Source organism: Anaerosporobacter sp. (genome assembly GCF_031551385.1).
GTDB lineage: Bacteria > Bacillota > Clostridia > Lachnospirales > Lachnospiraceae > Anaerosporobacter.
This window is the reverse complement of record NZ_JAVBNS010000198.1, coordinates 34,153-58,578: the sequence shown is the minus strand read 5'-3', so window position 1 is coordinate 58,578 and position 24,426 is coordinate 34,153. Positions and strand designations below refer to the sequence as shown.

21 protein-coding genes are annotated in these 24,426 nt (G+C 36.1%); 10 read left to right on the top strand and 11 right to left on the bottom strand.

Translation table 11 applies throughout. The annotated features are described in order from the left end of the window. Window positions 1–286 precede the first annotated feature (286 nt). The 5 genes from RMR19_RS15685 (at window position 287) to ald (ending at window position 6,430) form a co-directional block, all read left to right on the top strand. Window positions 287–2,722, top strand: a complete 2,436-nt coding sequence (locus RMR19_RS15685) for an endoglucanase (RefSeq protein ID WP_310604440.1) — start codon at window positions 287–289, stop codon at window positions 2,720–2,722. 387 nt (window positions 2,723–3,109) lie between these two features. Then, a complete protein-coding gene (locus RMR19_RS15680) occupies window positions 3,110–3,952 on the top strand; it encodes a MerR family transcriptional regulator (protein WP_310604439.1) in 843 nt (280 codons plus the stop codon). A 170-nt stretch (window positions 3,953–4,122) separates the two neighbouring features. Further along, complete coding sequence (locus RMR19_RS15675) at window positions 4,123–4,512, top strand: hypothetical protein (protein WP_310604438.1); 390 nt, start codon at window positions 4,123–4,125, stop codon at window positions 4,510–4,512. 55 nt (window positions 4,513–4,567) lie between these two features. Next, entirely contained in the window at window positions 4,568–5,155 is a 588-nt protein-coding gene (locus RMR19_RS15670) for a hypothetical protein (RefSeq protein WP_310604437.1), read from the top strand. A gap of 168 nt (window positions 5,156–5,323) precedes the next feature. Further along, window positions 5,324–6,430 carry an alanine dehydrogenase gene (gene ald / locus RMR19_RS15665; RefSeq protein WP_310604436.1) on the top strand — a complete coding sequence of 369 codons (1,107 nt, stop codon included), beginning with the start codon at window positions 5,324–5,326 and terminating at the stop codon, window positions 6,428–6,430. Window positions 6,431–6,511: 81 nt separating this feature from the next. Here the strand turns inward: ald and RMR19_RS15660 are convergent, their stop codons facing one another. The 3 genes from RMR19_RS15660 to RMR19_RS15650 all read right to left on the bottom strand — a co-directional run bounded on the left by RMR19_RS15660 (window position 6,512) and on the right by RMR19_RS15650 (window position 10,927). Continuing rightward, window positions 6,512–6,943, bottom strand: a complete 432-nt coding sequence (locus tag RMR19_RS15660; protein ID WP_310604435.1) for a hypothetical protein — start codon at window positions 6,941–6,943, stop codon at window positions 6,512–6,514. Window positions 6,944–7,160: 217 nt separating this feature from the next. Continuing rightward, window positions 7,161–10,385, bottom strand: coding sequence for a carbamoyl-phosphate synthase large subunit (carB, locus tag RMR19_RS15655; RefSeq protein ID WP_310604434.1), 3,225 nt, complete (start codon window positions 10,383–10,385; stop codon window positions 7,161–7,163). A gap of 125 nt (window positions 10,386–10,510) precedes the next feature. After that, window positions 10,511–10,927 carry a MerR family transcriptional regulator gene (locus RMR19_RS15650; RefSeq protein WP_310604433.1) on the bottom strand — a complete coding sequence of 139 codons (417 nt, stop codon included), beginning with the start codon at window positions 10,925–10,927 and terminating at the stop codon, window positions 10,511–10,513. A 201-nt stretch (window positions 10,928–11,128) separates the two neighbouring features. Between RMR19_RS15650 and RMR19_RS15645 the strand changes: the two genes are divergently transcribed. Further along, on the top strand, window positions 11,129–12,106 hold the full coding sequence (locus RMR19_RS15645; RefSeq protein WP_310604432.1) for an aldo/keto reductase family protein: 978 nt from the start codon (window positions 11,129–11,131) through the stop codon (window positions 12,104–12,106). Window positions 12,107–12,110: 4 nt separating this feature from the next. On the opposite strand, the gene RMR19_RS15640 is transcribed toward RMR19_RS15645, so the two are convergent. The 7 genes from RMR19_RS15640 to pflB all read right to left on the bottom strand — a co-directional run bounded on the left by RMR19_RS15640 (window position 12,111) and on the right by pflB (window position 19,601). Further along, the gene (locus tag RMR19_RS15640; protein ID WP_310604431.1) at window positions 12,111–12,671 is read right to left on the bottom strand and encodes a DUF6323 family protein; all 561 of its coding nucleotides are present in this window, start codon (window positions 12,669–12,671) and stop codon (window positions 12,111–12,113) included. Further along, complete coding sequence (locus RMR19_RS15635) at window positions 12,664–13,518, bottom strand: DUF6179 domain-containing protein (RefSeq protein ID WP_310604430.1); 855 nt, start codon at window positions 13,516–13,518, stop codon at window positions 12,664–12,666. Before RMR19_RS15635 ends, RMR19_RS15640 begins: the two co-directional genes overlap by 8 nt. A gap of 303 nt (window positions 13,519–13,821) precedes the next feature. Next, window positions 13,822–14,682, bottom strand: a complete 861-nt coding sequence (locus tag RMR19_RS15630; protein WP_310604429.1) for a hypothetical protein — start codon at window positions 14,680–14,682, stop codon at window positions 13,822–13,824. Further along, window positions 14,679–15,989 (bottom strand): MerR family transcriptional regulator, encoded by a 1,311-nt coding sequence (locus RMR19_RS15625; RefSeq protein WP_310604428.1) that lies wholly within the window; start codon window positions 15,987–15,989, stop codon window positions 14,679–14,681. Before RMR19_RS15625 ends, RMR19_RS15630 begins: the two co-directional genes overlap by 4 nt. 273 nt (window positions 15,990–16,262) lie before the next feature. Beyond that, window positions 16,263–16,433 carry a DUF362 domain-containing protein gene (locus RMR19_RS15620; RefSeq protein WP_310604427.1) on the bottom strand — a complete coding sequence of 57 codons (171 nt, stop codon included), beginning with the start codon at window positions 16,431–16,433 and terminating at the stop codon, window positions 16,263–16,265. A gap of 109 nt (window positions 16,434–16,542) precedes the next feature. Beyond that, window positions 16,543–17,280: a pyruvate formate-lyase-activating protein gene (pflA, locus tag RMR19_RS15615; RefSeq protein ID WP_310604426.1), complete on the bottom strand. Its 738-nt coding sequence runs from the start codon at window positions 17,278–17,280 to the stop codon at window positions 16,543–16,545. Between the two features lie 89 nt (window positions 17,281–17,369). Beyond that, window positions 17,370–19,601, bottom strand: coding sequence for a formate C-acetyltransferase (gene pflB / locus RMR19_RS15610; protein ID WP_310604425.1), 2,232 nt, complete (start codon window positions 19,599–19,601; stop codon window positions 17,370–17,372). A 442-nt stretch (window positions 19,602–20,043) separates the two neighbouring features. Here pflB and RMR19_RS15605 point away from each other — a divergent pair, with 442 nt between their 5' ends. Further along, entirely contained in the window at window positions 20,044–20,247 is a 204-nt protein-coding gene (locus RMR19_RS15605) for a DUF1858 domain-containing protein (protein ID WP_310604424.1), read from the top strand. A 101-nt stretch (window positions 20,248–20,348) separates the two neighbouring features. Here RMR19_RS15605 and RMR19_RS15600 read toward each other — a convergent pair whose 3' ends face one another. Continuing rightward, on the bottom strand, window positions 20,349–21,158 hold the full coding sequence (locus RMR19_RS15600) for an adaptor protein MecA (RefSeq protein WP_310604423.1): 810 nt from the start codon (window positions 21,156–21,158) through the stop codon (window positions 20,349–20,351). Between the two features lie 369 nt (window positions 21,159–21,527). Here RMR19_RS15600 and RMR19_RS15595 point away from each other — a divergent pair, with 369 nt between their 5' ends. The 3 genes from RMR19_RS15595 (at window position 21,528) to RMR19_RS15585 (ending at window position 24,391) form a co-directional block, all read left to right on the top strand. Continuing rightward, a complete protein-coding gene (locus RMR19_RS15595; protein WP_310604422.1) occupies window positions 21,528–22,892 on the top strand; it encodes a serine/threonine protein kinase in 1,365 nt (454 codons plus the stop codon). A 15-nt stretch (window positions 22,893–22,907) separates the two neighbouring features. Next, on the top strand, window positions 22,908–23,513 hold the full coding sequence (locus RMR19_RS15590) for a hypothetical protein (RefSeq protein ID WP_310604421.1): 606 nt from the start codon (window positions 22,908–22,910) through the stop codon (window positions 23,511–23,513). An 83-nt stretch (window positions 23,514–23,596) separates the two neighbouring features. Further along, window positions 23,597–24,391: a hypothetical protein gene (locus RMR19_RS15585; RefSeq protein ID WP_310604420.1), complete on the top strand. Its 795-nt coding sequence runs from the start codon at window positions 23,597–23,599 to the stop codon at window positions 24,389–24,391. Window positions 24,392–24,426 lie beyond the last annotated feature (35 nt).

Sequence of the window (24,426 nt, the reverse complement as noted above, 5' to 3'; positions counted from 1 at the left end):
CGCGGGTTATCTATAGTTGAAATAATAATATTGGGAGACAACTTATAATTACTATGTGAGAAAGTACATAGGTTATAAGTTGTCTTTTTTCATGTAATAAATCACTATTTTTATCGGTGTTGCTTTTTTGAGGGGTATGGTAGTATTAGCATAGAGGTAGTGTAGGACGATGAGGTTAGCGATAGGAAAAGCTGCTATTTGACCTGATATTTGAGGTGGCGAAAGTAGATTTGTGAGGCATTGTCCTAGTCTATAGAAACTTGGAACAAAGAAGGGAGTTTATATTATGGGAATTATCAAAGAAACACGAGAGTATACATATAAGAACATACCAATCCCTGGTGGTGGTTATGTGACGGGGTTTTTATTTCATGAGAGGGAAGAAAATTTATTATATGCAAGAACAGATATCGGTGGAACATACCGATTTGAATTTGAAACACGTACATGGAATTCGTTGATGAATCATGTTAGGCAAGAGGATGTATCGGAGACTTATCCACTTTCTTTTGCAGTTGATAACAATAATAGTGGATTATTCTATCTTGTTTGTGGATACAGTAACAGAAATACAGGCAAGTTGTGTATATCTACAGATAAGGGTGAAACATTTACTTATAAGGAAATGCCTTGCAGCATACATGGAAATAACCCTGGTAGGGGAACTGGCGAGAGACTTCAAGTAGACCCTAATAATAGTGATATCCTATACTTTGGTTCACAATCAAAAGGTCTTATGCGCTCGAATGACCAAGGGGACAGTTGGGAGTTTATTACGGTTTCCTTTGATGGTTCAGAAGAAAAGAATGAAACGGAAATTACATTTGTATGGATTGATCCAAGAGCGACAATCGAGGGACGCTCCAAAACAATTGTTGTTGGTACGTCTGGAGAGGGAAGCGCAGAAGGAAAATTGCGTGGACATAGTTTATATATATCTACGGATGGAGCACAGACATTCGTTCCATTACAACAACCAGAGTCTTTATTGCCAAAGACAGAAGAATCTGGATACACAGGATATGTTGGCGCTAGATATGTGTTTGATAAAGAGTATCTCTATGTAACAATGTCGGAAGCGGCGACTTATGGTTGGAGTTTTGCTTGCTATAGTTGTGATTGTGGTATGCAAAAGAGTGGTAAGGTAGTTCGTTATCATATTGAGTCTAATGGTGAAGTTTCAGAATACAAAGACATAACACCGACAGCAGCAGATTTTGGTGTGGAGAGCTTAGATGATATTTCCTTTGGTATGGGAGGAATTGCACTTACTTATGAAAAAGAAACGGATACATCAGTATTGATTTGTAGTACAATCTGCTATCAACATCCTGGAGATATCGTATTCATATCAAGAGATGGTGGACAAACATGGAAGAAAAATCTGCAAGGGCTAGAGGTAGGTCGTATTGAATTTACCGTTCCATATATGAAACCAGAATATAATGGTCAAGAATCCTTATTACATTGGTTAACAGATATAAGGATTAATCCATATAATCCGAATCATGCCCTATTCAATAGTGGTTCAGGAGCGTTTGTAACATATAACTTACTTGCAGAGGATTGTACGTGGGAACCTGAGTGTAAAGGAATTGAAGAAACCGTACATTTGAATCTCTATGCACCGAGTCAAGGTGATGTTAAGTTAATTGATATACTAGGTGATTTAGGTGGTTTTGCATTCACAGACTTAGACCAACCGGCTGAGAATACATTTGCAGATGAATGCGGTAATCGTTATATCACTTGTATCAATGCAGACTATAGCGAGAATAATCAAGAATATGTAGTTGTAACACCTAGAGGAAATTGGACTGGTAAAACAAAGGGTGGATTAATTGTATCGAGAGATCAATGTAAGACATTTGAACATTTGCCTCAACCATACGGATTATCATCATTTATAGATGGATTGTTAGATGAGATTGTGAGACCAAATGTAAATTCTGGTTGGGCTGCAATGTCAGCTGACAGTAAAACAATTATATGGTCAATTGCGAAGGTGCTATCCCTTACAGTAAATGCTGTTGTCTATACAAAAGATGGCGGTAAGACATATCATAAATGTAAAATCTATGACAAGCAAGGTGAATGCATTAGTGAGACTTATGAATGTCCTCCTGTTCCAAATTGGAAGACTTACGATGAATTCTTTGCATATTGTAATTCCCTTCGTAATATTAAAGTAATGGCAGACCGAGTAAATCCAGAAGTGTTCTATGGTTTTGGAGAAGCTTCTCAGTTCTATGTAAGTACAGATGGTGGAGTTACATTCTATCAAAAAGATACACCAGAGAATTTCCCTATCATGGTTCTATCAGGTTTTGACTGTAATAATTATGCAGAGATTCGACTTGAGGCGAAAGAAGAGGGCGTTATCTGGATGGCATTAGGAGAGCATGGTCTTTGGAAAGTGGTGTATGATGCAGAGAATCAAGCATTTAATGCAGAACGAATTACTAAGGAAGGCGATGCCGTTAAGTGTCAAGGTATGGGACTTGGTTTGCATGGAGAGAAAGCAATCTATGTAAGTGGTACAATAGACGGAGAATATGGTTTCTTTGTTACAGAAGACGAAGGTAAGACATATGCTCGTCTTAACAATGAAAAACAAATGTATGGTGATATTATGAGTATTACAGGTGATCCTAGGGTTGCAGGTAGATTTTATCTTGCGACCGGCTCAAGAGGTGTGTTGTACGGAGTGCCAACAAAGTAAAACGGTTGAACAGTTACGAATATAAGATTATAAAACAGACTGAGGGTGTTAAGAGTGTAATTAACAAACACCTTCAGTCTTTTCATATATAAGTCTTACCATATGAAATTAAAAAAAAGCTAATATGCTCAACCATCCTGTCAGACGAAAGTGGTTGGAGTGGAAGTCAGAAGTTATCTGTCGATAACTTCTTTTTTTATTTAAAATTATAATATTGCGATATGAAAACACTATGCTATAATGTAAATATATGGTAGCTGGTAATGGGTGGCGAATATAATAGTTACCAGCTTTGTATTTAAAATTGTAGTACAAGCCATGTTACTGGTCACGGAGTGAACAGTAACGAAATATACGAATTATCAAAATAACAGAGGAGGATTATTCATGGGTGAGATTCGTTATATTATATCCGATGCGTCGAAAAAGATAGATGTTGAACCACATGCATTACGATATTGGGAAGAAGAGTTAGGACTTAACATACCTAGAAATGAGATGGGGCATCGGTATTATAGAGAGGAAGATATTAAGATACTTAAGAACGTAAAGCTTTTAAAAGAACAGGGATTTCAGTTAAGAGCAATTAAGATGATACTCCCTAATATACATAAAATTGAAACACTAGACGCAAAGAGTATGTTACTATTAAGAAACGAATTGAACGAAAGAGTATTTGAATTGGAAAGTAGACAGGAATTACGAGAATTACATGCAACAACTCACAAGATAGAGAAACAGACAGAGAATGATTGCAGCAATTTAATTCATTTGGATGAAGTACGAGGAGAACACATGAATATGAATTCAGAGGAAAATGCGAAGGTAGTAGAGGGAGAATCAGAGCAGAATGAGGAAACGACGGAGATTTGCTCTGCAAATATAGAGGAAGAAGAGACAGCACTCGATTCTATGGATACAATAAAAGAAGATATTACAAATCGGGAAGATAAGATGATTCAGTTTAAAAATATTATGAGTGAATTGATTTTAAATGCGCTTCGTGAGAGTACAGATGAGATGGCAGGAAACATTGGGAAAGTTGTATCTTTGAATGTATCAAAGGAGATAGATTTTCAATTCAGAGAAAAAGAGCAAAGAGAGGAGGAACGTTACAAGCACTTAGATGAAACAATTCGAGCATTTCAGCGTGGGAGAGCTGAAATTGCTGCGGCACAGGCAGAAGGAGGGAAGAAGAAGACGATTTTTAAACGAAAAGAGTTGATATAAGTAAAAGGTGTATGTGTGTGGAGCTACGGCAAGTGATGCGTAGCTCCTTTTTTGTGAAACCAGAAATTTTCCAGTAAGGTATACATTTAAATAGTCCTTTGATATAATTAAGAAAAGTAGAATTTGGTAACTGTAGTAGTAGAAGGTCTGAATAAAATAGAGGAGATTTTATGAAGTTTACAAAGTTTATACCACATTATTTGTTATTCTTTTTCTTGCTAATTTTAAAAGTAATATACATAGTAGATGATCCGTTAGGTAATAAGTTGGCCAACATAGCAGGTGCAACGTTTTTGCTGTGTTTAGTTGTTATGTTGGTTCTTAATATTATAAAAGGTAAAGGAACATTCAAAATCGTTTTTAACATATTGAAGATAGTACTGTATCTAGTTTTAGCATATTTATTTATAAAAGAATACAATCTAATTGATGTGAATGCGAAAGAGAGAATATCTGGTTATCTTATTAAGATAGGTTGCTTGTTTTATATAGTCTTTCCTGTGGAAACAATTATAGATTCAGCTTTGAAGGGCATGAATAAAGAGAGAGAAGAAAAGTAATGGGAAAAGATGATATGATGAATATGGAATTTCATGACTAGAAGGAGGTGCGGTGATGAAGCTCAAAAAAGTATTTATTATATGGACAGGTATCTTGTGCATACTACTTATGGCTTGTGGGAGAGAAGACATAACAGAAGATTCTATAGTAGAAACCAAGAAGACACCTAGTCAGATAGAAGACTTTTATACAATCATGAATAATGTGGATGAAACCTACACGCTTAAACTTATTGATAATAATAAAGAGGTTATTGATGAGATAACTATACCAAATAAACCTCATATAAACAAATTAGAAGATGATATCATCCAAGTTGTAATCAGCTATGGTAGTCCTTTCTACATAACGTATTTTTACGATACAAAGAATAGCCTGCTTTCACAAGCATATGATACGCCTGTACTGGTTGATAAAGGGAAGATTGTGTTTATGGAAGGTGATAAATTAATTGTCACGGATATATTTGATAGGGAGGCATACTATAAGCAGATTGAGCGAGCGTTTTCAGAAACAGTGCCTCCTTCTTCGGCAATCATAAGTGCAAGGTTTATTAACTCAGATGAGTTACAGGTTGATTATTATGTGGGGAAAGATTTTATGGAAAAGTCAGAGATTATTGACTTGGTGGAGATTGAATGAGAATGGAGCATTTTTATTATGAAGGGTTACCCTATGAAGCTGGATTTTTAATTGTAAAATTGTGCTTTTTATGGTAAAATGACTATCTAGGTTATCGTCATTTCTTAAGAGGTTTATCACCTCTGTCCATGGCGTGCTATGCTATTTAATTGATGAGGAGAAGCTTTTATGATCGTAGGTTGTGTAAAAGAAATTAAAAAATATGAATTTCGTGTTGGGCTTACGCCTGAAAATGTAAAAAGTTATGTTGATGCTGGACATGTTGTGTTGATTGAAAAGTCAGCAGGTAACGGTTCTGGATTTACGGATGATCAGTATACGGCTAACGGTGCTGAGCTTTGTGATACACCTGCTGAAGTGTATAAACGTTCAGAGATGATTGTTAAAGTGAAAGAACCGCTTGAGTCGGAATATGAGCTTATCAGAGAAGGGCAAATTCTGTTTACGTATTTGCATCTTGCTGCAGATAAACAACTTACAGATGTACTCCTTAAGTCAGGTGCAATCGGTGTTGCGTATGAGACAATCAGAGATGTAAATGGTGGCATTCCACTGCTTAAACCGATGAGTGAGATTGCTGGACGACTAAGTATCCAAGAGGGTGCAAAATATTTAGAAAAACCTTTTGGTGGACGTGGCGTGTTGCTTGCGGGTGTTCCAGGTGTTCCACGTGCAAAAGTTGCAGTATTGGGTGGTGGTGTAGTTGGTATTAATGCCTGCCGTATTGCAGTCGGAATTGGTGCAGATGTTACAGTTGTTGATAATAGCCTTGACCGTCTTACTTATCTAGATGATATTTTTGGAAATAGTATTCAAACGATTTACAGTACGGATTCTGCTATTGAGCGTCTTTGCGAAAATGCGGATCTTGTAATTGGTGCAGTTTTGATTCCTGGAGGTGCAGCACCAAAGCTTATCCGTCGCGAGTATCTTTCAAAAATGAAACCTGGAAGTGTTATTGTTGATATCGCAGTTGATCAAGGTGGATGTTGTGAAACGACACATCCAACGTATCATGATGATCCTACGTTTGTGGTAGATGGAGTTGTGCATTACTGTGTAGCAAATATGCCAGGTGCAGTGCCAAGAACTTCAACAATCGCTCTTACCAATGCGACCCTACGTTACGGTCTTGCAATTGCATCTCACGGTCTGCAAGGTGCTTGCGAAAAGCTACCAGGCATATTGCCAGGTGTTAACACATATAAAGGAAAACTGACTTGCCCTGAAGTGGCAGAAGCATTCAATATGGAATGTGAAAAGGTAGTATTTTAATAGTCATTAGATTGATTAATGAAAAAGATTGAAGTGCCTATCAAACCTATAGAGTTTGATAGGCACTTAGTGAATATTCAATCACTCACAATCCAAGTTTTTCCGTCCTCCATCGTGTACTTCTATAGGCGAGATTAACCATTCCTTTGCTTTTTCGAAATCATTTATAAAAGAAACTAAGAAGTTTGGTTTACCCAATGCCTTCTTTATTTCTTTTGCTTTTTGTCTGCTTACACCAATGAAGACGACTTTTCTAAATTGTTTTGAGCCATATAATAGCTTTTCTGTAATACTTTGAATTAATGTATCGGTAATAAAAGTTTCCTCCAAATTGACTGCCATTACAGATGGCATAGATGGTCGCTTGAATTGCTGAAAGTCTAGCTCTAGCTTTTCTAATGCAAGATTTGTATATCCATAAATTCCATCGAGATGTTCAATCCATATTTCCCCGTTATTAAAAAAGATGCAAAACGATTGCTTCATTACACCAGGTAATTCTTCTCCATTCATATGTAGGGTCTCCTTATACTATATATCAATTAGATATATCTATACGATACATAATGACAGATTCATATGATTTGTCAAGAGGATTAAACAAAAAAGAGAGCCACCCCATTAACGTAATTCAAAAGAATTGAAGTTATAGAGTAGCTCTCTTTTTTGTAGAAAAGTATTTAAAAGTTTGCATTGCAAATGCGCTCTAAAATACGAAAATCTCTACTATTTATTTAGCCTTAATTTGCTTATGCATATCTTGTAATGAAACAACTTCTCCATTACCTTGTTTGTTAACATAGGCAATACCATCAGCAGTTGCTCTTGCAGCCGCAATCGTAGTCATATAAGGAATCTTTGCTTTGATAGCAGCTTTACGTAAGTAGCTATCGTCATGAATGCTGTCTTTTCCAACTGGAGTATTGATAATTAAATCAATGTCGCCATTTGTAATCATATCTGAGATATTTGGACGGCCTTCATATAATTTGTTTACTTTTGTAGCAGCAATACCAGAACTATTGATTAATTCATATGTGTTGCCAGTTGCAAGAATCTTAAAGCCAGCTTCTGCAAATTTAGTAGCAATTTCAACAACCTCAGCTTTGTCTTTGCGGTTTACAGAGATAAGAACAGTTCCGCCAAGTGGAAGCTTAGATTGCGTAGCTTCTTGTGCTTTATAGAATGCTTCACCATCAGAAACAGATAAGCCAAGAACTTCTCCTGTAGAACGCATTTCTGGTCCTAGGATAGGGTCAACTTCTGGGAACATGTTGAATGGGAATACAGATTCCTTAACTCCATAGAATGGAATGTCTTGTTCTTTAAGTGTTGCCACTGGTGATGGACGACCAGTTATATCAGCAGTAACAATATCAGTAGCTAAAGGTACCATACGAATGTTGCAAACTTTAGATACTAGTGGAACAGTACGAGAAGCTCTTGGGTTTGCTTCTAAAACGTAAACTGTACCATCTTCAATTGCGTATTGCATATTCATTAAACCTTTAACATGCATTTCTTCTGCAATTTTTCTAGTGTATTCTTTAATTGTCTTAACGTTTTCTTCTGTAATATGTTTAGAAGGAATGATACATGCGGAGTCACCAGAGTGAACACCAGCAAGCTCAATGTGTTCCATAACAGCTGGAACAAATGCATGAGTACCATCACTGATCGCATCTGCTTCACATTCTAAAGCATGATTTAAGAAACGGTCAATAAGGATTGGGCGATCTGGAGTTACACCAACAGCCGCAGCCATGTAGCTTTCTAAGCTAGTGTCATCATATACAACTTCCATACCACGTCCACCTAATACATAAGAAGGACGAACCATTACTGGATAACCGATTCTATGAGCGATTTCAAGAGCTTCCTCTACATTTACAGCCATTCCTGATTCAGGCATTGGAATCTCTAATTTTTCCATCATTGCACGGAATAAATCACGGTCTTCTGCAAGGTCGATAACAGAAGGAGAAGTACCAAGAATCTTCACGCCATTTTTCTCTAAGTCAGCAGCTAGGTTAAGAGGTGTTTGACCACCGAATTGAGCAATAACACCAACTGGATTTTCCTTTTTGTAGATGCTTAATACATCTTCTAAAGTAAGAGGTTCAAAGTATAATTTATCAGACGTATCGTAGTCAGTTGATACCGTCTCTGGATTACAGTTTACAATAATTGTTTCAAAACCTAATTCTTTTAAAGCAAGTGAAGCATGAACGCAACAGTAGTCAAATTCGATACCTTGACCGATACGGTTTGGTCCGCCACCAAGAATCATAACTTTAGGTTTTTCGGTGTTTACTGGATTTTTATCTGGAGCATTGTAAGTAGAGTAGTAGTAAGCTTTATCTTCTGTTCCACTTACATGAACGCTTTCCCAGTTTTCTTCAACGCCAATAGCGATACGACGTTCACGGATATCTGCTTCTGGAATATCTAAAACTTGACTTAAATATTTATCAGAGAAACCATCTTTTTTAGCAGTAGTTAATGCTTCGTCAGAAGGCATTTGTCCACGGTTTGCTGCTAAAGCTTCTTCTTCCTCAACTAATTCTTTCATTTGTTCGATAAAGTAAGCTTTTACTTTTGTGATATCATGGATTTCTGCAACAGTAGCACCTTTACGAAGTGCTTCATACATAATAAAATGACGTTCACTAGAAGCAGTAATTAACATTTGTAATAGCTCTTCTTTTGTTTTTGAGCCAAAGTCTTTGGCGTTTCCTAAACCATAACGACCAGTTTCCAAACTACGGATAGCTTTTTGGAACGCTTCTTTATAGTTTTTACCAATACTCATAACTTCACCAACGGCACGCATTTGAGTACCTAATTTGTCTTCAACACCTTTGAATTTTTCAAAAGCCCAACGAGCAAATTTGATAACAACATAATCACCGTCTGGTTTGTATTTATCAAGAGTACCATATTTTCCGCAAGGAATATCTTTCAAAGTAAGACCGGTAGCCAACATCGCACTTACTAATGCGATTGGGAAACCTGTTGCTTTGGAAGCAAGTGCAGAAGAACGAGAAGTTCTTGGGTTAATTTCAATAACGATAATTCTGTCAGACACTGGGTCATGAGCGAATTGAACGTTAGTACCACCGATAACTTCAACAGATTCAACAATCTTATATGCTTGTTCTTGAAGACGTCTTTGACAATCTTCAGAAATAGTTAACATTGGTGCAGAACAGAAAGAGTCACCAGTATGCACGCCGAGTGGATCAACGTTTTCAATAAAGCATACAGTAATCATATTGTTTTCAGAGTCACGAACGATTTCTAACTCTAATTCTTCCCATCCAAGAATAGATTCTTCAACAAGAACCTGTCCAACAAGACTGGCTTGTAGACCTCTGGCGCAAACAGTCTTTAATTCGTCCTTATTATAAACAAGACCGCCACCAGCACCGCCCATTGTATAAGCAGGGCGAAGTACAACTGGATAACCAAGTTTGTCAGCGATACCAAGTGCTTCTTCTACACTGTAAGCAACTTCACTTTGAGCCATCTCAATACCAAGCTCATCCATTGCCTTTTTGAATTCAACACGGTCTTCACCACGTTCAATAGCGTCAACTTGTACACCAATAACTTTTACATTATATTTATCTAAAACGCCTGCTTTTGCTAATTCAGAACAAAGGTTTAATCCTGATTGTCCACCTAAGTTAGGTAAAAGAGCGTCAGGTCTTTCTTTAGCAATGATTTGTTCTAAGCGTTCTACATTCAATGGTTCAATATAAGTAACGTCAGCGGTTTCTGGATCTGTCATGATTGTAGCTGGATTTGAATTTACCAATACAATTTCGTAGCCCAAGTTGCGGAGTGCTTTGCAGGCTTGAGTTCCAGAGTAGTCAAACTCACAAGCTTGTCCGATAATAATTGGACCAGAACCAATAATGAGTACTTTATGGATATCTGTTCTTTGTGGCATAGTATTCCTCCTGAGTATATATATACTTTTTTTTCACTATTTAAAAGTATACCATAAGATTAGAAAAAAGAAAGAAAAATTATTCGAAAAAATGTATTTTTTATTCACTATATAAAGTGAACGGCTTATTTGACGTTTTTATAGTCGTTCCAACAGGGCCATTCCTTATTTAATTTAATTGCATCTTTGATTCCGCGATAATAACTAACCTTCTGGTGAATGTGTGCAAGATTGGATTCCATTTCCTGCATCTGGCGTATAATGTCTTGTTCATGCTCTGTTACAAGCAGTAATATTTCATCAATGTATTCCGAGATATTTTCTTCATATAGAAAGAAGTTTTGAATTTGCGCAAGTGGAAGACCAGTTTGCTTAAAGCATTGAATGCCAACTAAGCGACTAATGTGGCAGTCAGTATAGATTCGCTGGCCATTAGGAGTACGCTCTACGAGTGGTAGTAGACCTAAATCTTCATAGTAGCGAAGAGTAGAAGCGGTAATATTGAATTTTTGACAGACTTCTCTAATACTGTATGTTCCCATGAAATAATTTCCTTTCTGAAATAAATATTCTAAAACTCAAAAATATATCTTTACTTCAAGCTTACTTGAAGTGATATGATTTGTAAAGAAGATAAAATGCAAAGTGTAGGTTGCTGTTCAAATACCAAGCCTTGCGCGTTGTTGCAAGGCTATGGGTTAATAATGTGGAATAACAATCAGCTTAGAGAAGGAGCAATTCATATGAATTATCGTAATGTAGGAAAATCAGGGTTAAAAGTTAGTGAAATTGGAGTAGGTAGCTGGATGACCGACTTAAACGGATCAGAAAAAGCACAAGTAGCAGAGCAGACAATTCGTCTAGCATATGAGAAAGGCGTTAATTTCTTCGATTGTGCAGATGCATACAGTGGTGGAGATGCAGAGCGTTTTTTAGGCAGAGTACTAAAGGATTACCGCAGAAGTTCCCTTGTTGTAGCAAGTAAAGTATTTTTCCCAATGGGGCCAGGAGCGAATGAATGGGGTTTGTCTCGTAAACACATTTTTGAGAATATTGATCGCTCCCTTAGTAATATGAACATGGATTATCTGGATATGTATTTTTGTCAGAGATTTGACCCTACAACGCCAATGGAAGAAACATTGCGCGCGTTAAGTGATTTGGTTGCACAAGGAAAGATTCTTTACTATGGAGTGAGCGAAGAGTGGGGAGCAGCTAGACTTGAGGAAGCACAACGTATCATTGAGCAATACCGCCTATATCCAATAACAGTATTGCAACCACAATACAACATGGTAGACCGTTATATTGAGCATGAAATTGTAGGTGTCTGTGAGAAATACGGAATTGGTATTACGCCATTCTCACCACTAGCACAAGGACTATTAACTGGTAAATATAAAAAAGATCAGCCATATCCACAAGGCTCAAGAGCAACGCATCAGGCGGATAAGCAGATAAATAACCTACTGACAGATGAAAATCTTGCAAAGGTAGAGAAATTAAGTCAGATAGCAGAACAACTTGGTACAAATATGTCGGTACTTGCACTGGCTTGGGTTTTAAGAAAACCGATTGTAAGCAGTGTTATCATGGGAGCGAGCAAGCCAGAGCAATTAGAGAATAATATTGCAGCAAGTGAGTTGGTAATTCCTACAGATGTTTTGAATGAGATAGAAACAATTCTAGGGTTTACTAGATTTGAGCGTCATGTTGGTTAATTATTTAGAATAAATCCTCTAGTTTTAAATAAAAAAGTTCATTTTCCCAATGTGTTTCTTCATCAAAATTGCGGTATTCATTCTCTATAGGACGCATCTCGTATTCGTCACGTAGTCTTTTCTGGGATTGTGTCTTATATCCACAACGAATACCTCTTGAAAAACGTTCGAGACAGGTGCTGCGAAGATAATCCAAATCTCCAAAGCACACTGTTTCGAATTGTTCTTTCATAAATGTTAGCAATTCATCATCAGTTAGTTCATCTAAAGCTTCGTTTTTGAACAGAAAGAAAATCTCTTGCAGTTCAGAAATAGTATTTACATAATTGTCTTGATTGATATATGCCGAGTCGCAAAATGCAAATATGATCTCAGGAAGAACACTATTCCCAAGCTCCACACGACGATTCTCCTTCAAAGAGGTTTGTTTGGTTTCCATTAGAGCATTGGCATCCTCTGGAGTTAAAGTTAAGCCAAACTGCTCTGTTTTTTGATTGCAGGAGAGAACTCGTTCTAATTCTAGTCTTTTTTGTTCTTGTAACATTAGTTCAAAATAATCATCCATATAAATCGCCTCCTAAAATAGCATTAATACAGTTGTTCCTAGCAGCATTTATTAGTTCTGTAGCAATGTTTGGTATTGCTTGCGTTAGATATAGAAGTAAATCTTTTCGGTTATTCAGTTTCTGGTCAATAAATGTTGCCAGTGCAGTAGTAAGTAAATCTAGGAATACGTCACGTTCTGTCTGTAGAATGGATTGTTGTAGCTTTTCACAATCTATTGTATGGAATTGAACCGTGGGAGTATTCATTTTAAGCAAAAGGTTTACAAGAATATTTTTTAATAGGATTTCTGTCGTGTTTATTATAAGCTCGGAATAATCAGGATGATATTGCGATAGAACTCTTTGAATATACTCCTTAGGAAAAGAGGATAGCAGTAGTTGCTCCAATTCAATACATTTTAAATATTCGTATATCAAATCAATTCCATTCAAATGTTGCAGATTTGTTAGAATGGGATAGTCTATTAGAATAATATGATTCTGTGGAGCAAACTTTGGATCATACCATGTAAAAAAGCTCGGCAGACCGGCTATCAGAGTCTCCTCGTAAGCCTCATTACCATACCCGTTAAAGTTAAGCATAATGTGATTGTATAAGGTATGAGCTTGCTTTATTTTGCTGACAACAAGAGCGTATCCTTGTTCATAAGCCTGTTCGGCAGAATAGGAGGAAGTCTCCATTAAAGCAGTTGTTTCGGTCGTGGAGTCATTTTCATGAATGCAATAGAGTATTGCCTCCATAAGTTGTTGTGCCGTCTCATAGCTGACAGAAGTACTTTCCTTGCAAGTATACTTTTCTGATAATGTTTTTAGTAAGGGAAACAAGTCTTGTGGTTGAAAATCCATAGAAATGACCGTGCCTTTCTTTGAGAATAATATGTCTGCAAATGTTGATATACAGGCATAAATTCGTTTGTAGTACGATAAAGTTACCACAGTATAGATTGCAAAACAAGACTGGAAATATTTTGGATTTTGTGTTATACTAGAAGTAGAAAAAGAGAGATGATATTATTTTTTTAACATAAAAAACCCCCCTCACGATTAACGTGGGGGAGTGTAAAACAGTATGATGATTTCGGAAGGGCGGCATGACTTTGGTCATGCCGTTTCCCGTTGTATCAGTTTAGACAGAGGGATAACACACTGTCAACTTTTAATAAAAGGCTGACATTCAGGACAATAGTACACCACACCACCGAGATATGCTTCTTTTTCAATTAGACAGCCACAACGGAAACATGGCTTACCCAGCGTCTTTTTACTTACTTGTGTAATATATCCGCCAAAATACCCGAAAAGGTCTTTTTGGGTATCTAATCCACCAGATTGAATAACGGCAGGAAATACCTTTTTTATTGCATTGTACATGTTAATAAAATCAGATTCATTAAGAATTTTCATCTTACTTTTAGGGTTAACCTTTGCTTCCCATAAAATCTCATGAAGAATGGTATTGTCCAGTCCAGGAATACGGTTTTTTGTTGCTAAAAATGCTTTTGCCGAAAGGCTTCTAAGTTCAGTTTGTTTAATTAAGTTTAAAAAGAAATCCTGTGAAAATTCATCTGTTAGTATAGAGGGAAACCCTCCTTCTGTTGCCCAGCCATTTTCTCCGATTTTTATAAAAAACAATGCTCCACCGAGTGAACTAGTAAAAGATAAGTATGACTCATCGTTCAACATTAATAAAAGCTGATGTCTTTTGGGGGGCTTTGTATTTTTGGTGAAATATTGTGGAGTAAAATCAATACTTAGTGCCCTGTTCGAGATAAAAAGATATAGTCTTCCTCCAATAACCTCTGCTTTTTCTATTATCTGTCCGTTCAAAAGCGATTCATAACCCAATGCTACCGTGTTATTTGCGTCATGTGCGCAAAACATCTGACTTGGTTTCAATGCAAACCAAACGAAAGTGTGTGGGTTTTGATTGACAATAGCTCTTGTAATGGTTTTTCCTACTACTGCATTCTGTAGTTGGTTTGATATAATTTGTTTTTCAGCCAGATTCATTTTTTACGTCCTCCGTTTTGGCTTTTATAATATTCCAATGCTTCTTTCACATTGATACTATCAATTGTCATGCCTGAAATGTCACAGTTTTCGATTTTACAATCTTGAAAGCTTCCATTAATAAACGAGCTTCCCAAAAGTGATGTGTATCGAAAATCACTATTATCCATTGAACTGTCATAAAACTTACTGTTTCCCAACCATGAGTCATAGATTAATGTATTACCGAAATCACAGTCATTGACAGTCCAATTCGTCATTTTCCCATCATACCAGTCCAGTCTGTCAGCTCCGAAAAATCGAAATGAAACACCATCCATTGAGCCATCAAGCAGAGCAAAACGGTAACGGCTGCTGTTATAGATTTCATCATGTGGTTTCAGTGTTTTGATATATCGGTCCCAGCGAGAATTGGTATAAAAAGTGAATCCATTATCATCTGCGAATTGCTTCTTTTTGCCTTCCCAATCGAAATGAAATTCCCCGTCGTCCGCGTCTTTGTTGGAAAAGTAGATATTCCAACATAATATATCAGGATATGTTTGTTTTAAAAGCTCAAAGAGGTAGACGTTGTTGTCTGGGTCGTCATAAGCAATACTGCGAATTAACATGGCTTCCATTCCGACACAAACCAGATTGACAGCACCCACGTTTCTGCCATCTTGCATGACTTTATAAAACCAACGGCAACTGGGCATATCAAATCCGTCAAAATCCCAATAATATAGCTTCTCCACACCCTCTTTGCTAGTATAACAAGACTTTATTATTTCGGTCAATTCCGGAATATCCTGTTTGGATAAAGGATGCAGCGATAGATTAATTCCTGTCATATCTACAATTGATTCTGGTGGCGTCTCTAAAGTAATTTCTTTCGCTGGTTCTGATAAAACCGTTTTCAAGGCAATTTTAAGTTCTTCAGATTCCGTGCTATGAGTAGTGTCCAAATATTTATATACGCTGTCTATATTCTGTTTGTCTTTTAACATATTGAGTAGTTGCCGTAAAACCGTTCCTAACGCATTAAGTTGTTCGGTTTCCCTTTTTGTTTCATCCAAATGATTTGTAAAAACTGCGATTATTTTTGAAAGTTCATCGGATGTAAAAATCTCTTGAATAGATGGTATTGACAGTCGTAATTTACGCAAAAGTACAATCTGCTTAATCTTCTGTATATTTTCATCATCATAATAGCGGTAATCATTTTCGCTCCGAGTGCTTTTTAAGATTCCAGCGTTTTCCCAATAATGTAGTGAGCGGTGCGAAATCCCAAATCTATTTGTAACATCACCAATTTTTATAAGCATAAAACACACTTCCTTTTCTGAATTATACTACAATCTTATAGTCTTACGTAGGGTAAGTGTCAAGAAAATAAAAGCATAAAAACCATAAACGTTTTGTGTGAACAGTAACCTATAAACTTCGAGTCAACTTGCCCGAAGTTGTGCAAAACAAAAAGCAGTATCCTAAAAATAGAATACTGCTTTTTTGTTATCAATACTGCTTAATAGATGTTGTAAGTTAGTTTTTAATTACTGTCTTATGGACATCCATTACTGTATTTTAAAATATCAATATTAAGCTTCAGAGATTGAACCTGTTGGGCAAGTACCAGCACAAGTACCGCAATCGATACAAGCGTCAGCATTGATTTCGTATTGAGTTGCTCCTTCAGAAATTGCGCCTACTGGACATTCTGCTTCACATGCTCCACAGCTTACACAAGCGTCACTAATTACATATGCCATAATAGTATCCTCCTTTAATTTTTGCTAGTTCAATTGTAATATAAACAAGCATATTTTACAAGTTAAATTTGTATATTGTATATAAAGTTTATGCTAGAATGTGAACCCATTATACATTCGCGTACACAGCAATACCACTTGTTTCAAGAATCGATTTTACTTCATTGACAAGGGCAAGAGATGGCTCAGATGTTTCTTTCAGTGAATACGTATAGCCAAGTTCTTCCCACTTATATTCGCCCATTTTGTGGAATGGAAGTAGTTCAATTCGAGATACATTTGGGTAGTCTTTTAGATGTTCGGCTAGTTTCGTGATAGCTTCAATATTATCCGATAAACCAGGAACTAGCACATAGCGTATCCATGTTTTAATGTTTTTCTCTCGTATATAGTCTAAAAATGCAAGCGTATTATCAAGTGCAACACCAGTAATCGTTTTGAACACTTCGGAATCATAATTTTTAATGTCTAATAAGACTACATCTGTATACTCTAAAACTTCTTTTACCGTATCATTAAAGATAAATCCAGAAGTATCAAGAGCAGTAGAGATATCGTTTTTCTTACATAATTGAAAAGCCTCTTTTACAAAATCCGCTTGAAGTAGTGGTTCACCACCAGTAAATGTAGTTCCACCACCAGAGAATTTCATGTAGGATTTGTATTTTACAATTTCACTAACAAGCTCTTCAGGAGTATATTCTTTCCCCTTTTTTGTATCCCATGTGTCGGGATTGTGACAGTATTGACAACGTAAAGGGCAACCTTGTAAAAAGGCAACAAAGCGGATACCTGGGCCGTCAACAGTACCACAAGTTTCAATGGAATGAATTTTACCAATCGTCATAGTGTGTCCTCCGTGTAAACAAAGGGGAAGGCTGCAACAATGTTACAGTACCTCCCCCTAGATTAATTTGTTATTAGCAATTACGCGAATTAGTTGTGTTCATGGAAAGTACGGCTAATTACGTCTAATTGTTGTTCTCTTGTTAACTTGATGAAGTTAACAGCGTATCCTGATACACGAACTGTTAATTGAGGATATTTTTCTGGATGATCCATAGCGTCAATTAAAGTTTCTCTATCAAATACGTTAACGTTGATATGGTGTCCTCCATCATGGAAGTAACCATCAAGTAAGCTTGATAAGTGGTTTTCACGAGTATCTTCATCTTTACCAAGTGCATTTGGTACGATTGAGAATGTGTATGAAATACCATCTTGTGAATCTTTGTATGGTAATTTAGCAACAGAAGCCATAGATGCGATTGCACCGTTTGTATCTCTTCCGTGCATTGGGTTAGCACCAGGAGCTAAAGGAACGCCAGCTTTACGTCCGTCTGGAGTACTTCCTGTTTTCTTACCATAAACAACGTTTGAAGTGATAGTAAGGATAGAAAGTGTTGGAACAGCTTTTCTGTAAGTTTTTTGCTTACGGATTTTGCTCATAAATAATTCTACCATTTCAACTGCGATACTGTCAACTCTGTCATCGTTGTTACCGTATTTAGGGAAATCTCCTTCAACTTCGTAATCAACTACTAAACCAGATTCATCTCTGATTGCTTTAACTTTTGCGTATTTGATTGCTGATAATGAGTCAGCTACTACAGAAAGACCAGCGATACCACAAGCTTCTGTTCTTAGGATTTCAAGATCATGAAGAGCCATTTGGAATCTTTCGTAGTTATATTTATCATGCATGTAGTGAATTACGTTTAATGTATTGATGTATAATTCAGCTAACCATTCAAGAATTTGATCATATTTAACCATTACTTCATCGTAGTTTAAGTATTCAGAAGTGATTGGAGCGAATAATGGAGCGATTTGTTCTCCAAGTTTTTCATCTTTACCACCGTTGATTGCGTATAATAATGCTTTTGCAAGGTTTGCTCTAGCACCAAAGAATTGCATTTGTTTACCAATTCTCATTGCAGATACACAACAAGCGATTCCGTAGTCATCTCCCCAATAAGTTCTCATTAAATCATCGTTTTCATATTGGATAGAACTTGTAGTGATAGAAATCTTAGCACAGAACTTCTTGAATCCTTCTGGAAGAGAAGTTGACCAAAGAACTGTTAAGTTTGGTTCTGGAGCTGGTCCTAAGTTAACTAATGTGTGAAGTACACGGAAGCTGTTCTTAGTTACTAATGTTCTACCATCTGTACCCATACCACCGATTGATTCAGTAACCCAAGTTGGATCTCCTGAGAATAAATCGTTGTAAGCAGGTGTACGTAAGAAACGAATCATACGTAATTTCATTACAAAGTGATCCATGATTTCTTGTGCTTCTTCTTCTGTTAATGTACCGTTTTGGATATCTCTTTCTACATAGATATCTAAGAATGTAGATACACGACCAAGTGACATTGCGGCACCATCTTGTTCTTTAACAGCTGCTAAGTAACCGAAGTAAGTCCATTGAGTAGCTTCTACAGCGTTCTTAGCTGGTTGAGATAAATCAAAACCATAGCTTTCACCCATAGTAACTAATAATTTTAAAGCTTTGATTTGCTCAGAGATTTCTTCACGAAGTCTGATGTCTGGAGATTCAAGACAGTTGATTTCAAGACGTTTCTTTTGTTCTAACTTTTCTTGAATTAATCTGTCAACACCGTATAGAGCAACTCTTCTGTAGTCACCGATAATACGTCCACGTCCGTAAGCATCTGGAAGACCAGTAATGATTGCAGAGTGTCTAGCTTTTTTCATATCTTCTGTATAAGCATCGAATACACCGTCATTGTGTGTTTTACGGTTGCCAGTGTAGATGTTTTCTGTTTGTTTGTTTAATTCGTATCCAAAAGAGCTAAGAGCTGTTTTAACCATACGAATACCACCGTTAGGGAAGATACCTCTCTTAAGTGGTTTGTCAGTTTGGAAACCAACGATTACTTCTTTATCTTTATCAACATAACCAGCACCAAAAGCTGTGATAGAAGAAGGAATTGTAGTTTCAGCATCTAAGATACCTTTTTTTGTTTCTTCAGCCATAAGGTTTTTAACTTCGTCAAAAAGCTCAGTAGTTTTTTGAGTAGTACCTGCTAAGAAAGTGTCATCACCTTCATAAGGTGTGTAGTTTGCTTGAATAAATCCGCGGACATCAATTTCTTTTGTCCAGTCACCAGTTACAAAGCCGTCCCATTGTGGTTTACACATGATAATAATCCTCCTGTTTAAAACAATAAATAAATGATTTGTTAGGCAAATTTATACAACTATTCAGTTACTTGATAGTCAGTTTGGCTATGAATGTCTCAGCGAATGAACCGAATAGATTGTGTTCTTTGTTTCTGTCTGTATTATAAATGAATACTGTATACACGTCAAGTGGTTTGTTAAATATTTATCGATATTGTTTGTTTTTTTTGATGTACATAAAAATAGCTTAAAAGTAAGTAGAAGGCGACAAATTTTCTGATACAGCATAGCTTGCGTTGCTGTGAACGTTTTTGTGAACAGTAACTAGCTTGACTTTGGAACTATGATGGAATATAATAAAGGGGATTTGTTAATAATGTAGAAAATAAAGTTTTTGGAGCATGCAGATTTAGTATGCTAGTTAAAGCAAATTTTATTCGTAATCAAGGAGGTCAATATTATGGCTAAAGTAACTAAGGATATGATTATCGCAGATATTATCGCATTAGATCAAGGAACAGTTTCTGTATTATTAAATGCAGGTATGCACTGTATCGGTTGTCCATCTGCTCAAGGTGAATCAATCGGAGAAGCAGCTATGGTTCATGGTTTAGATGGAGATGCGCTAGTTGCAGATCTTAACGCTTATTTAGAAAGCAAATAATAAGTAGGTTTAAGTAGAAAAAAGGCTATCACAAAGATAAAATACGATTCTTTGTGATAGCCTTTTTTGGTTGTTGAACGCTATGTTATTGTAAATATATATTACATAACAGATAAGATCTGTATTGCATTCTCTTTTACAATCGGTTCGAAATGCTCTGCATAGTAATTAGCAGTTGCATAGGTTGTTTTTTCTGACTTACCATACTCTGTTAGGATATTGCATACTTTATTAAACTCTTCTGGAGAGTGTTCTGACTTTGTAATTAATAGATAGTAACGTGAGTTAGATGGATTCTTATATAAGGTGTTTTGACCTTTGTACATAGAAACAAGGATTCCAGATACGGATATAACAGTGTCAAGGCAGTCAAAAGAGAATACCTTGGTCATATTCGTAGTAATTGTAACGGAACTTTGAACATTGGAAGTTTCCGTAGTTTCTGAAGCTGTTTCTTCTGTATGTGACTTGATTGCTTTTGGAAGAGGAATAAAGTCTTCCGTATCTTTATCATCATCTTTCAATGTGTCATCAAGCAATTGGTTTAATTGATCAAAACAATTAATAATCTCATCTGCATAAGGGGCATCGTCTAAGTCTATATCATCGGAACTGTCATCTGTATCGGCAGTAAACTTAGAGAACCTAGTATCAAGTTCGTCGGGATCTTCCACTTTAGTAATAACTAAGATGAGACATTCACTAGAGATTGGAATTGCTTCAATCATCAATGGAATATCATCTGCTTCAAATCCAAATTCGCAAGAAGCTTGTTGCATCATATCACGAAAAAGTTCTTTTGCTTTTTCGGTTCCGTATGCGAGCTCGCTAATTTTGAGTTCACGATCTATTAAGTCATCTTTATTCAAAGTACATCGAATCTGGCTGTCATTGATTTTTTCGATTTTCATAGAATCACATCCTTTTCTATGTTACTGAAAACTCAGATAGTTGTTAGGTGCCATAATAACTAGTTTAAATAGAGATATACTCATCTGTAAACAAAGTATAATTCATACATGCCATAAAGTCAATAACATAAAATGCATACGAAATGATTGGAAAAACTTCTATTTTGTACAATAGATAGCAGATGAAATAGTACAAAAACAGGAATAGTGTTTGTAAAATATAGCCAAAGAAATGAGAGAAAATTTGTATAAAAACAATATAAAATTACAATTGCATATTTGAATCGTAGTAGTTATAATAGGGAGTGAGATGTTATAATTTTACAAAGTATTTGTGATAACAAGGAAAGGAGAATATAAAATTAGTGTTTGCTAGAAAAATATCAAGTAATTAAAAAGCTAGGCACTGGGGGTACAAGCACTGTGTTTTTAGCAAAACATCGTTTTCTTCATTCACTTCGAGTAATTAAGTGTCGAAGTAAAAGCGATAGTATCAATCAACATTCTTTGAAAGAATCTATTATTTTAAGTCAATTACATCATAGTCGAATCCCTGCTATGTATGACATAGAGGAAGATGAACGCAATACTTATCTTATTATGGAGTACTGTGATGGCAAATCGTTAAAATCTTTAATACGAACTGGTGAGGTTATCTCAGAGGAGCGTATTCTTCAATTATCATTACAAATTTGTGAAGTAATTCAATATCTACACAATCAAAAAAATCCCATTCTTTATCTTGATTTAAAACCAGATAATATACTTGTTTCAGGCCAAGAAATTACACTAATCGACTATGGATCTGCAAGATACAAAAACGAAGATAAAGTGATAGAAGTTGTTGCAGGAACGATTGGATATGCAGCTCCAGAGCAATATACTGGGGGAGTTTTGAGTGAAAAGACAGATATATATGGAATCGGTATGGTTATGTATTCTATGGTAACTGGCGTTGTTTTTGTGAGCAAAGATTCCTATATTGAAAATGTAGATTTAAAAGGAAGATGTTCTAAGCAATTAAAGAAAATCATCAATCGATGTATTAAAGAAAATCCCAAATTACGATATCAAGGTATCGAACAAGTTATAACAGCATTAAGTAAGATACAAAAAAGAGGAAACAATAACTGTAAGGCGATAACATCTCTTACTATTGCAGTTGCAGGAGTTCAAACGAGAGTAGGGACTACCCATATAGCACTTGCTTTTAATAAGTATTTGAATCAATTCTCTGGAAGAAGTTTGTATATTGAGAATAATAGCAGTGGGCATAGTATAGCTCTTATTAATAGCAAAGGAAATTTTAATTTAGAGAATGGAATTTATGTATCAAAATATTTGCAGATTCTTCCTTGTGTGGTGGAACAGACAAGTGAATTTGCAAAAGAGTATGATACCGTAATTGTAGACTATGGAATCTTAACGGAGGAAAATAGACAGGAGTTTGCACAGGCGGACATATGCTTGCTTGTAATGACATCTAAGCCGTGGGAAATGTCTTCTCTAATGCAAGATAGGATACAAAGTATTGGCAAGCCAGTAGTGCTTCTTTTGAATCTTACATCGTTAAAAGAGTATGAGTATGTTCTTATGAATATACATGCCAGATTCGTTTATCGAATTCCCTATATATCAGATATTCTGCTTGATAGTTGCGATAAGTCAGTATGGGAATTGTTACATACAATGCTTATGGATTTGATGGAGATAGTTTGTCAGGAGTCAAATTAGTAAGAGGGAGGGAGAATGTTTGTAAGAAAAAATCAAAAGCAAAATAAAACTACCATCGCTATGATAGGGACACTATCTGGAGTCGGTGTTACATACGCAGCAATATCGTTTGCAACATATCTTACATATTACGGTAACTACCGTGTTGCACTAATAGAAGGAAATGAAAGTATGCATTTCTCCTATATAAGAAGGGCTGCCAGTATAAAGAGAACAACAAGTACTACGGAGCAGGCAGAGTACTTTCGTGTGGGAGGAATTGATTACTATCCAAGTTCTGGCGAAGAGCCTTGGTTACAGTTACAAGCAATGCCATACGATTATGTGCTTGTTGATTATGGTACATATGAAGAGGCAAGGAAAAATCAATATGCAAGATGTAATTATCGTTTTCTGATTGGAAGTCTGTGTGAGTGGAAAAGAGAAGGATATGAAGCTGTTCTTCAAAAGGAGGTTGTTGGAGTAAAGATGGATTTCTGTCTTGCAACGCTTGGTTTGAAGTACGATATGAAAGATTTTAATAAAGAGTTTGCTATAAAGCTATATGGAATTCCCTGCATCTATGATCCATTTGTTTTGGTAAAGGAAGTAATACAATTTTGGAGAAGTTTTTCTATCTAAATAAACACGCCAAATAAGATGAATTAGCAGGAAATGTATGCTGTTTGAGCATTAGAAATAGTTAGCATAGAGAGGAGTGGTTCATGTCTGTAATTAGAAAGGGTAGAAGAAGGATAGCGAAGAGAAAAGCTATCATAATTTGTGCTACATGTTTAGGTATAGGAAGTGTAGGGATTTTAGGAGGAAGTATCTTATATAAGAAAACAATTTCTAAAAACCAAGAGTCACGGAATATACCATATGTAGAGGAAATGATGCAGTTGGAAAATAATATGACTGATATGTTAGAAAGTAATAATGAATTAAGTACGGATTTTCCATATGAAATAGTAGAAAACGTAGCAGACGATTTACGAAAGCATGTCTATCATTTTATTGAGATAACAGATGCGCTATGTAGTGGAGATTATGTGGATGTTCGTATTCAATTTCCGAATGGTTCTGATTATATTGTTCTGTCAAAAAAACGTGTGTTGGCATGTTCTCGTTATGATGAAGTAGCGCAGACTGAGAATAGTCTTTGGCTAGAAGTATCAGAAGAAGAGATATTAATGTTATCAAGTGCTGCTGTAGATGCATATTTTAGCGGACAAGCAAACATCTATGCAATACAATATATATCACAGAATCAGAAAGAAGCAGTTGTCACTTATCCTGAAAATGATGTTGTTTCTGCATTAATTCAAGAAAATCCCAATGTAGTAAAGAATGCGATTGCTCATATGGAAAATCGTACAAGGGAACGAGTTACAATGCAAGTTAAAGAGTACGCAAGTCAAGGTGTAGGGGATGTTAATACTACACAAAATGTAAAGGAGGGAATAGGAAAACAGGAAGAGATGGATTACAGCTATATTGATACCAAGTATGTAGATTAGTAAAAAGTAACGGTATATGATAGGAATAGATATAT